Genomic DNA, 9699 nt, shown 5'->3' with positions numbered 1-9699 from the left:
GAGCGGCGGCGACCGCGTCGGCCACCGTCGGGGTCGCCGTGGCCGCGTATCCCACGCGGACGGCGGTGCCCAGCCTGGCGGCGAGCGCGGCGGCGACCGAGTTCACCTCGCTCAGCGCCCGCTCGTCGCTCGACCCGGCCGCGGCGAGCACCACCGCGTCACCCTCGCGGTAGCCCGCCTCGCGCAGCCTGTCGCACACCGCCCCCAGCAGCACCGGCGCCGGACCCAACGGCCTGCTCACCACCGTTCGCGGCCGCGAGCTGCGCGCCACCTGCGCGGGGATGTCGGCGCGGACGTGGTAACCGTGGGCAAGGAACGCCGGGACCACCACCGTGCCATCCGCAGGGCAGCGCAACCCGTCCAGAACGGCCGTCACGTCCGGTCGGAGCACGTCGGCGAAGGCGACCCGCACACCGACACCCCTTGCCCGCACCCGCGAGGCGAGCCGGTCGATGACCCGCGCTCCCTCGGGGTCGCGCGTGCCGTGAGCGACGAGCACGATCACCGCGCCTCCGCCTCCCTCGCAGCCACGGCCAGCCGGTACCCACGCTTGACCACGGTCTGCACCAGCCGTCCCTCGCCGAGCGAGGTTCGCAGCCTGCCGATGGCGGTCTCCACCGCGTGCTCCTCTCCGCCGCTGGGCAGCGCGGCGGTGAGTTCCCTGCGGGACACCACCCTGCCGGGTCGCGCGGCCAGCGCCCGCAACACGGCCATCGGAGCGGGCGCCACGTCGCACAGTTCCCCGTCCACGACGGCGGCCTGACCGCGCAGCTCGATCTCGCTGCCCGCCACGCACAGCCGGGGCGAGCGAGCGATCAAGGTGTCGGCCAAGGTTCTGGCGAGCGCACCGATCCTGGCGCGCTGCGGCTGCACGGTCGGGATACCCAGCGCGGCGAGCGGAGCTGCCGTGATGGGACCGACGCAGGCGGCCACCACCCTGGTGGAAAGCGCTTCGACCAGTGCGGGTTGCCTGCCGGTTCGCTTGGCCATGGCCAGCGTGCTCGCGGCGGCCGGTGCGCTGGTGAACGGCAACGCGTCGACGGAGCCGTCGAGCACCGCGTCGATCAACCGGTCGAGCGGGCCTGGGTCGGCAGGGCCCACCCAGCGGTACACGGCGATCTCCACCACCTCGGCACCGGCGGCGCGAAGCGACTCGACGAAGTACGGCAACGGCTCGCCGTGCAGTTGCACCGCGACCCGCTTACCCCGCACGCCGGAGTCGAGCAGGTACTGCAACAGTTCCGCGTTGCTTTCCGAGGCGGGCGAGTAGACCTCGGAAAGGCCTGCCGCGCGCACCGCGCCCTTCGCCTTCGGGCCTCGGGTGAGCAGGTTCGTGCCTGCCAGCCGCTGCAGCAACACATCACCGAGGCCCCAGCCCTCAGCCGCCTCGATCCAGCCGCGGAAGCCGATTCCGGTGGTCGCCACCACGGCATCGACCGGTTGCTCCAGCAGCACCGTGGTGGCCCTGCGCAGTTCGGTGTCGTCGGCGAGCGGGACGATCCGGATCGCGGGACCGTAGCGGACGGTGGCACCTTTGCGCACCAGTAACGCTCCCAGCTCGTCGGCACGCCTGGCGGCCGTGATCCCGATCGAGAACCCGGCGAGGGGAAGGATGGCGGTCACGGCGAGCCCACGTGGACGATACCGTCGCTCACCCTGACCGGGTAGGTACGCACGCGCACGTGGTCGTCGTCGATGCAGCTGCCGTCGCGCAGGTCGAAGCGCTGCTTGTAGATCGGCGACGCCACGACCGGCACCCCGCCGCTGTCGCCCACGATGCCGCGGGAAAGCACGCCCGCCCCGCTGAACGGGTCGTGATTGGACAGCGCGTAGAACTCGTCGTCCTCGGTGCGGAAGACGGCGACCTGCTCGCCACCAGGCAGCAGCGCGGCCACCCCGTAGGCGGGCAACACCGAATCCGCCTCGCACACGGCCACCCACGTCTGCTCCGCCATCGCGGTCATCGACTTACCTCCGGCACTCCCAGCAACACAGGAACCTTCTGCTCCCGCTCGACGCGGAACGAAACCGTCGGATCGGGAACCCCGGGCGCGTTGACGAACGTCGTGAACCGCGCCAGCTTCTCCGGGTCCTCCAGTACGCCCTTCCACTCGTCGGCGTAGTTGGCCACATGCTGCGCCATCGCCTCCTCCAGCTCGGCGCAGATGCCGAGGCTGTCGTCGACGATCACCGCGCGCAGGTGGTCGAGCCCACCCTCGAGCTCCTCCAGCCACGAAGCCGTCCGCTGCAACCGGTCGGCCGTGCGTACGTAGAACATCAGGAACCGGTCGATGATCCGCACCAGGGTTTCGGTGTCCACGTCGGACACCAGTAGGTCGGCGTGGCGAGGCAGCGCACCGCCGTTGCCGCCGACGTAGAGGTTCCAGCCGTGCTCCGTGGCGATCACGCCGAAGTCCTTGCTGCGGGCCTCGGCGCACTCCCGCGCGCAACCCGACACGGCGGACTTCAGCTTGTGCGGCGAGCGCAACCCCCGGTAGCGCAGTTCCAGCTCCACCGCCAGCCCCACGCTGTCCTGCTGCCCGTAACGGCACCAGGTGGTGCCCACGCACGACTTCACCGTGCGCAGCGCCTTCCCGTACGCGTGGCCTGACTCGAATCCCGCGTCCACGAGTCGCCGCCAGATCCTGGGTAGCTGGTCCACTGTGGCGCCGAACATGTCGATCCGCTGCGCACCGGTGATCTTGGTGTAGAGGCCGAACTCCTTGGCCACCTCGCCGATCACGATGAGCTTGTCGGGGGTGATCTCCCCGCCGGGGATTCGCGGCACCACCGAGTAGGTGCCGTTGCGCTGCATGTTGGCGAGGAAGTGGTCGTTGGTGTCCTGCAGCGTCGCCTGCTCGCCCGCCAGGATGTGCCCGTTGCCGAGTGTTGCCAGGATGGAGGCGACGGCGGGTTTGCACACCGCGCAGCCCTTGCCGCTGCCGTATCTGGTTATCAGCTCGCTGAACGTCGTGATCCGGGTGGCGCGGACGATCTCGAACAACTCCGCTCGCGACTGCGGGAAGTGCTCGCACATCGCCTTGGACTGCTCGACCCCGCACGCGGTGAGCAGCTTGCCCAGCATGGGTACGCACGAGCCGCAGGAGGTACCCGCCTTGGTGCAGTCCTTGAGCTTCGCGACGCTGTCACAGCCCTGCTCCGCGATCGCGCTGGTGAGATCACCCTTGGTGACGGCATTGCAGGAACAGATCTGCGCCTGCGGCGGAAGCGCGTCCACACCCACGGCTGCGCCGCCGCCCTCCGGGGCGAGGATGGCTGCGGGCTCCGCCGGAAGCTCGCTGCCGACCAGCGGGCGCAACACGTTGTACTCCGAGGCGTCGCCGACGAGCACACCGCCGAGCAGGGTGCGCGCATCGTCGGACACCACCAGCTTCTTGTAGGTGCCCGCGACCGCGTCGTTGAACACCACCTCCAACGCGCCCTCGGTGGTGGCGTGCGCGTCGCCGAAGCTGGCCACGTCCACGCCCATCAGCTTCAGCTTCGTCGAGGTGTCGGCACCGGGGAACGAGGCCTGCGCGCCCAGCAGGGAGGCAGCGGCCACCTCCGCCATCGAGTAGCCGGGCGCCACCAGGCCGTACACCGTGCCCTGTAGCGCGGCGCACTCCCCGATCGCGTAGATGTCCGGGTCGCTGGTGCGGCAGGTGTCGTCCACCAGCACGCCACCGCGCTCGCCCAGTTCGAGACCGCACTGCCGGGCGAGGTCGTCGCGGGGACGCACACCCGCGGAGAAGACCACCAGGTCGACGTCAAGCTCGGTGCCGTTGCCCAGTTTGGCGCAAAGCCTGCCCCTGTCGGCCTCGATGGCGTCGGTCGAGGTGCCGGTGTGCACGGTGACGTCGAGTTCGGTGATGAGCCTGCGCAGCAGGCTGCCGCCGCCCTCGTCCACCTGCAACGGCATCAGCCGGGGCGCCATCTCCACCACGTGCGGCGAAAGGCCCATGTCGCGCAGTGCCTTGGCCGCCTCCAGCCCCAGCAGGCCACCGCCCACCACCGCGGCGGCGGGGCGGCCCTTGCCTTCCCGTGCACGCCGCACCGCGGCCCTGATCTCGTCGAGGTCCTCGATGGTGCGGTACACGAAGCAGCCGGGCAGGTCGTGGCCGGGCACCGGCGGCACGAACGGCCGCGAGCCGGTGGCGAGCACGAGGGCGTCGTAGTCCTGGGTGAACCCGCCCGCTGTCGAGACTCGCTTGCTCGCCCTGTCGACCTCCACCACGGGATCGCCCAGCCGAAGCTCGACAGCGTCGTCACCGGCGTAGTCTGCACCCGGCAGCGCGAGCGCATCGGGGTCCCAGGTGTCGACATAGGACGTCAGTCCGACGCGGTCGTAAGCGGGCCGCGACTCCTCCGCGAGCACCACGATCCGCCATGTCGCGTCGACGTCCTCGGCTCGAAGGGCCTCCACCAACCGGTGCGCGACCATTCCGTGCCCGACGACAACCAACGTTCGACTCATCGACCAACCTCCGTTTGCGGAACTGCCCTCATGCTCGCCACGAGCCGTGTCCACCCCGCTTCAGCGACGTTGCGGCGGTGTTACCGAAAACTCCCTTCGCAGGTCAGGGCCTGTGTGTGGGAGAGGACGGTCACACCCGCGCGTGGGCAAGGCTCGGCGATCGCCGCGTGGCGAAGCTGCTGCGCAGGTAGAACCACCAGGTCGTGGCGACACAGACCGCGTAGAACACGAGGATCGCGACCAGCGCGGAGCTGATGCTGTTGTCAGCACCCTGCAACGAGAACTTGAACACCAGGTTGACGAGCACCCCGCCGAACGCGCCGATGGCACCGCACACCCCGACCACGGCGGCTGCCTGCCGCTTCGCGGACTTGGTCACCGAATCGGCGCCCTCACCGCTGCCCTCGGCCCTGCTCCTGGCCTCCGCCGCGAAGATCATCGGGATCATCCGGTAGGTCGAGCCGTTTCCGACTCCGGTGAGCACGAACAGCACGATGAACGAGGTGAAGAACAGCGCGAAGCTGTGCTGCGCCACGCTCACCAGCACCCCGACGGTGCCTGCGACGAGACCGACGAAGTTCCACAGCGTCACCCGCGCACCGCCGATCCGGTCCGAGAGCCAGCCTCCGAACGGTCGGGTGATCGATCCGATGGCGGCACCGAGGAACGCCAGCGACACGAAATCGCCGTACTCGGTGAAGCTGAGCTTGATCAGCGTCGGGAAGGCGAACGAGTAGCCGATGAACGATCCGAACGTTCCGATGTAGAGGAACGACATCACCCAGGTGTGCTTGTTCCTCATCGCGATCCGGTAGGAGCGGCCGTCAGGCTTCGCCGAGGTGATGCTGTCCATGAAAAGCCAGGCGAACGCGGCTGAGGCCACGACGACGGGCATCCACATCAGCGCCGCGTAGCCGAGGTTGATCCCGGTTCCCGCGCTGATCACGATCGGCACCAGCAGCTGGGTCACCGCGACGCCCAGATTGCCGCCCGCGGCGTTGAGCCCGAGCGCGAGACCCTTCTTGCCTTCGGGGAAGAAGAAGGAAATGTTGGCCATCGACGAGGAGAAGTTGCCGCCACCGAATCCCATCGCGGCCGCCGTGAGCAGGAAGAACCAGTACGGTGTCGAGTCGTTCGTGACGGCGTAGAGCAGCATCACGCACGGGATCATGAGCAGTGACGAGCTCACCGTCGTCCATGCCCTGCCACCGAACCGGGGTATGGCGAACGTGTACGGCACCCGCAACGTGGAGCCGACGAGGTTGGGCACGATCAGCAGCCAAAACGTCTGGCCGACACTGAAGTCGTAGCCGATGGCGGGAAGGTTCACCACCACGATGCTCATCAGCACCCACACGTTGAAACCGACGTGCTCGGAAAAGATCGAGAAGGCGAGGTTCTTCCACGCCGTACGCTTTCCGGTGGTCTCCCAGAACCGCGCGTCCTCCGGCTCCCAGTGGTCGATCCACCTACCCCGGCGGCTGCTGCGCCCCTGGTCGGTGGGGTTGTCGGCCAAGACAGTCATGAATGTCTCCTTCACGCATCGGTCGGCAGCCGAAGAGCACGCTAGGCAGCTGGCGTTTCCCGGACGGTTCCCCCGGGTCGCCGTGGTGCTAATTCCCCTTCACACAAGGCAATCGAGGTGGTGAGTCGAAGCGACGCGGTGCTCTCAGGAGGTGCTGGCGAGCCACTCGCTGATTCCACGCACCGTGTCGGCGCAGCCGCCGCAACCGGTTCCAGCCCTCGTCACCGAGGCCAACTCCTCCACCGTGGACGAACCGGCTCGCCAGGCGTCGACGAGCGTGCCCTTGCTCACCGAGTTGCACCGGCACACCACCGCCGATGCGGGCAGGTCGGCGGGACTGGCCGCGTTGGGCGCACCCGAGGGCAGCGCCCTGCCGAGCAGCAACGCCAGCCGGTCGCTGGGCGCGGGGCCGTTGGTGTCGTAGAGCTGGGTGATCGCCGCCGCCGCGTCGGGCAGTCCGAGCACGATCGCGCCCGTCACCCGGTTCTCACGCAGCACGAGCTTCGCGTAGCGGTCACGCGCGGCATCGCGAAGACACACCACCTCGGCGTCGGCATCGTCGGACTCCACGTGGGCCTCGCCAAGCGCCGCCAGGTCGATCCCCTTCGCCTTGAGCCGGGTCACCGCCGTGCTGCCCCGGTAGCGGGCGGCGGTGTCGGTGCCGGTCAGCAGGTCGGCGAGTACCTGAGCCTGGTCCCACGCCGGCTGCACAAGGCCGGCGACCGTTGCGGCGTGCTGCGCGCAGTCGCCGATGGCGAACACCCGGCCGTCGCTGGTGCGCAGCGCGTCGTCGACGAGCACGCCGTGGTCGACGGCGAGTCCTGCCTCGGCGGCGAGCCCGGTCTGGGCCCTCACACCTGCCGACACCACCACCAGATCGGCCTCGACATGGCTGCCGTCGTCCAGCTTCAGCCCGTCACCCGGCACGTACCTGGCGGCGGTTCTGCCCAGCCGGAAGTCGATACCCGCCCTGGCCAGCGCGCCCGCGAGCACGCCGCCCGCGGCGGCATCGAGCTGGCGCTCCATCACGTGGCCCATCGGGTGCACCACCGTGACGAGGTTGCCGCGCCCCGCCAGTCCCCTTGCGGCCTCCAACCCGAGCAGGCCGCCGCCGAGCACCGCGACCGGTGCCCCGACGTCCGCCGAGGCCAGGATGCGTTCGCAGTCGTCCAGCGTGCGAAACGCGACCACACCTTCGGCGGGGTATCCGTCCACGGTGAGCCCCTCGACCGGCGGTAGCCGCGGCCTGCTTCCGGTGGCGAGCACCAGCGAGTCGTAGCCGACCCGCGTACCGTCTGCGAGCAACACCTGTCGCGCCGCGCGGTCGATGCGGGTCGCGGCGACACCGAGCCGCAACTCCACCCGCTGCGCCTGCGCCCAGTGCTCGTCGTGCAGCCGGACCGAGTCGGCGCGCATGGTGCCCGCCACCACAGCGGAGAGCAGCACCCGGTTGTAGGCGTGGTGAGGCTCGTCCCCGATCACCGTCAACCGCACCCGCTCGGCGTCGGGATCGCGGCGGCGGATCTCGTCGGCGAGGCGGGCGCCCGCCATGCCGTAACCGAGTACGACCACATCGCGCGGGCTCATCGTTCACCGTCCTTCGGCGTCAACCTCGCCGCGCACACCTTGAACTCCGGCATCCGGCTCACCGGGTCCAGTACCGGGTTGGTGAGCAGGTTGGCGCGCTGTTCGGCCGGGAAATGGAAGGGCAGGAAGATCACGTCCGGGCGCATCGAGTCGACGCAACGCACCCTGGCGGCGACCTCGCCCCTGCGGGAGGTCACCAGCGCGAGGTCGCCGTCGCGCAGCCCGGACCGGGCCGCCACATCGGGATGCACCTCGACGTGGCACTGGGACACGATGCTGTTCAGCTCGTCCACCAGCCGGGTCTGGGCGCCGGACTGGTAGTGCGGCAACACCCTTCCGGTGATGGCGTACAGCGGGAACTCCGGGTCGGGTCGCTCGGCGGGGCCGGTGTGGTCGACCGGCACGAACCGCGCCTTACCGTCCGGATGCGCGAAGCCGTCGAGGAACATCCTCGGTGTTCCGGGATGCGATTCCGACGGCACCGGCCAGTACAGCGCCTCCCCCGCGCGCAACCGGTCGTAGCTGACTCCGGCGTAGTCGGCCCTACCTCCGGCGGAGGCGGCGCGCAGTTCCTCGAAGACGGTCTCGGCGTCGGCGGGGAACCTGTCCTGCGGCTGACCGAGCCTGGCCGCGAGATCGGAAATCACCTCCAGGTCGGTGCGCACCCCCGGCGGCGGGTCCACGGCCTTGCGCCGCAGCAGTATCCGACCTTCGAGGTTGGTCATCGTGCCGTCCTCCTCGGCCCATTGCGTGACCGGGAACACCACGTCGGCGAGCGCGGAGGTCTCCGAGAGCACGAGGTCGGCGGTCACCAGGAAGTCCAGTGTGGATAGCCGGTCCGCGATGTGGGCGGAGTGTGGAGCCGAGACCACCACGTTGCTTCCGAACACCAGCAGCGCGCGAGGCCCGCTGTCGGTACCCAGCGCGTCCAGCAGTTCGTATGCCGACCGGCCGGGGCCGGGCAGCGAGTCGGGCCGAACGCCCCAGACGGCGGCGACGTGTTGGCGGGCGGCGGGGTCGGTGATCATGCGGTAGCCGGGGAGCTGATCGGCCTTCTGGCCGTGCTCCCTGCCGCCTTGACCGTTGCCCTGCCCTGTCAGGCAGCCGTATCCGGAACCGGGCCTGCCGGGCAGCCCCAGCGCGAGCGCCAGGTTGATCCACGCGCTGACCGTGTCGGCGCCGGTGGCATGCTGCTCCGCGCCTCTGGCGGTGAGGACGTAGGCGTTGCGGGCGCCCGCGAGCAACGAGGCGACCCTGCGCTGATCGGCCGCGCTGACCCCGGTGATGCGCTCCACCCGCTCCGGCCAGTACGCGGCCGCGATCCGCCACGCCGCATCGAAACCCGTGGTCCGCTCGGCCACAACGGACTCGCGGAGCAGGCCGTCGGCCACCACCGCGTGCAGGATGCCCAGCGCCAGTGCCAGGTCGGTGCCCGGCGCGGGCGCGAGGTGCAGGTTCGCCCTTTCGGCGGTGGGCGTGCGGCGCGGGTCCACGACGACCAGCCCGCCCTTGGTGCTCGCACCCCGAAGATGCTGCACGAACGGTGGCATGGTCTCGGCAGGATTGGCCCCGACCAGTACGACGGCGTCGGCTTCGGCGAGGTCGGTGAGCGGGAACGGCAGCCCCCTGTCCACCCCGAACGCCCTGTTGCCCGCGGCGGCGGCCGAGGACATGCAGAACCGGCCGTTGTAGTCGATCTGGGACGTGCCCAGTGCCACCCTGGCGAACTTGCCGAGCAGGTAGCTCTTCTCGTTGGTGAGCCCACCGCCACCGAACACGGCCACCGAGTCGGGCCCGTGCTCGGCCACGAGCTGTCCCAGCCGGGACGCGACGAGGTCGAGCGCCTCGGACCAGCAGGCCGGACGTAGTTCACCCGCTCGGCGCACGAGCGGGGTGGTCAGCCGTGCCGGGGAATCGAGCAGCGCGGCCGAGGTCCAGCCCTTCTGGCACAACCCGCCCGCGTTCGTCGGGAACTGTCGTGGTTTCACCTCCGCGTCCTTGCTGATCGTCATCGCGCACTGCAAGGCGCAGTAGGGGCAATGGGTGGCGGTCGCGGTAGGGCTCGGCTGCTGTGGTGCCGTCGGATCTGCCGTCACCGTCAACTTGCGCACCT

Annotated in this window: 7 protein-coding genes; all 7 read right to left on the bottom strand. The window is 70.0% G+C overall.

Going from position 1 to position 9699, the window contains the following annotated elements; translation table 11 throughout:
- On the bottom strand, window positions 1–505 hold a 505-nt coding region (locus SACMADRAFT_RS04860), incomplete at its 3' end, for a sirohydrochlorin chelatase (RefSeq protein WP_009152671.1).
- Window positions 502–1623: a uroporphyrinogen-III synthase gene (locus tag SACMADRAFT_RS04855; protein ID WP_009152670.1), complete on the bottom strand. Its 1122-nt coding sequence runs from the start codon at window positions 1621–1623 to the stop codon at window positions 502–504. The genes SACMADRAFT_RS04860 and SACMADRAFT_RS04855, both read right to left, overlap by 4 nt.
- Window positions 1620–1964: a nitrite reductase small subunit NirD gene (gene nirD / locus SACMADRAFT_RS04850; protein ID WP_009152669.1), complete on the bottom strand. Its 345-nt coding sequence runs from the start codon at window positions 1962–1964 to the stop codon at window positions 1620–1622. The genes SACMADRAFT_RS04855 and nirD overlap by 4 nt, the downstream gene beginning before the upstream one ends.
- Complete coding sequence (nirB, locus tag SACMADRAFT_RS04845; RefSeq protein ID WP_009152668.1) at window positions 1961–4474, bottom strand: nitrite reductase large subunit NirB; 2514 nt, start codon at window positions 4472–4474, stop codon at window positions 1961–1963. Before nirB ends, nirD begins: the two co-directional genes overlap by 4 nt.
- Window positions 4475–4604: 130 nt before the next feature.
- Complete coding sequence (locus SACMADRAFT_RS04840) at window positions 4605–5999, bottom strand: MFS transporter (protein ID WP_009152667.1); 1395 nt, start codon at window positions 5997–5999, stop codon at window positions 4605–4607.
- Between the two features lie 144 nt (window positions 6000–6143).
- Window positions 6144–7586: an FAD-dependent oxidoreductase gene (locus tag SACMADRAFT_RS04835; protein ID WP_009152666.1), complete on the bottom strand. Its 1443-nt coding sequence runs from the start codon at window positions 7584–7586 to the stop codon at window positions 6144–6146.
- Window positions 7583–9598, bottom strand: a complete 2016-nt coding sequence (locus SACMADRAFT_RS04830) for a molybdopterin oxidoreductase family protein (protein ID WP_050998319.1) — start codon at window positions 9596–9598, stop codon at window positions 7583–7585. Before SACMADRAFT_RS04830 ends, SACMADRAFT_RS04835 begins: the two co-directional genes overlap by 4 nt.
- Between the last annotated feature and the right edge of the window lie 101 nt (window positions 9599–9699).

It is taken from the genome of Saccharomonospora marina XMU15 (genome assembly GCF_000244955.1).
Taxonomy (GTDB): domain Bacteria; phylum Actinomycetota; class Actinomycetes; order Mycobacteriales; family Pseudonocardiaceae; genus Saccharomonospora_A; species Saccharomonospora_A marina.
Note: the sequence above shows the minus strand (reverse complement) of the source record. Positions and strands in the feature narration are given on the sequence as shown.

Bases quoted from the DNA above. Each gene is read 5' to 3' on its own strand.
- nirD (WP_009152669.1), bottom strand. From the start codon at position 1,964: ATGACCGCGATGGCGGAGCAGACGTGGGTGGCCGTGTGCGAGGCGGAT.
- SACMADRAFT_RS04840 (WP_009152667.1), bottom strand. From the start codon at position 5,999: ATGACTGTCTTGGCCGACAACCCCACCGACCAGGGGCGCAGCAGCCGC.
- SACMADRAFT_RS04830 (WP_050998319.1), bottom strand. From the start codon at position 9,598: ATGACGATCAGCAAGGACGCGGAGGTGAAACCACGACAGTTCCCGACG.
- SACMADRAFT_RS04835 (WP_009152666.1), bottom strand. From the start codon at position 7,586: ATGAGCCCGCGCGATGTGGTCGTACTCGGTTACGGCATGGCGGGCGCC.
- nirB (WP_009152668.1), bottom strand. From the start codon at position 4,474: ATGAGTCGAACGTTGGTTGTCGTCGGGCACGGAATGGTCGCGCACCGG.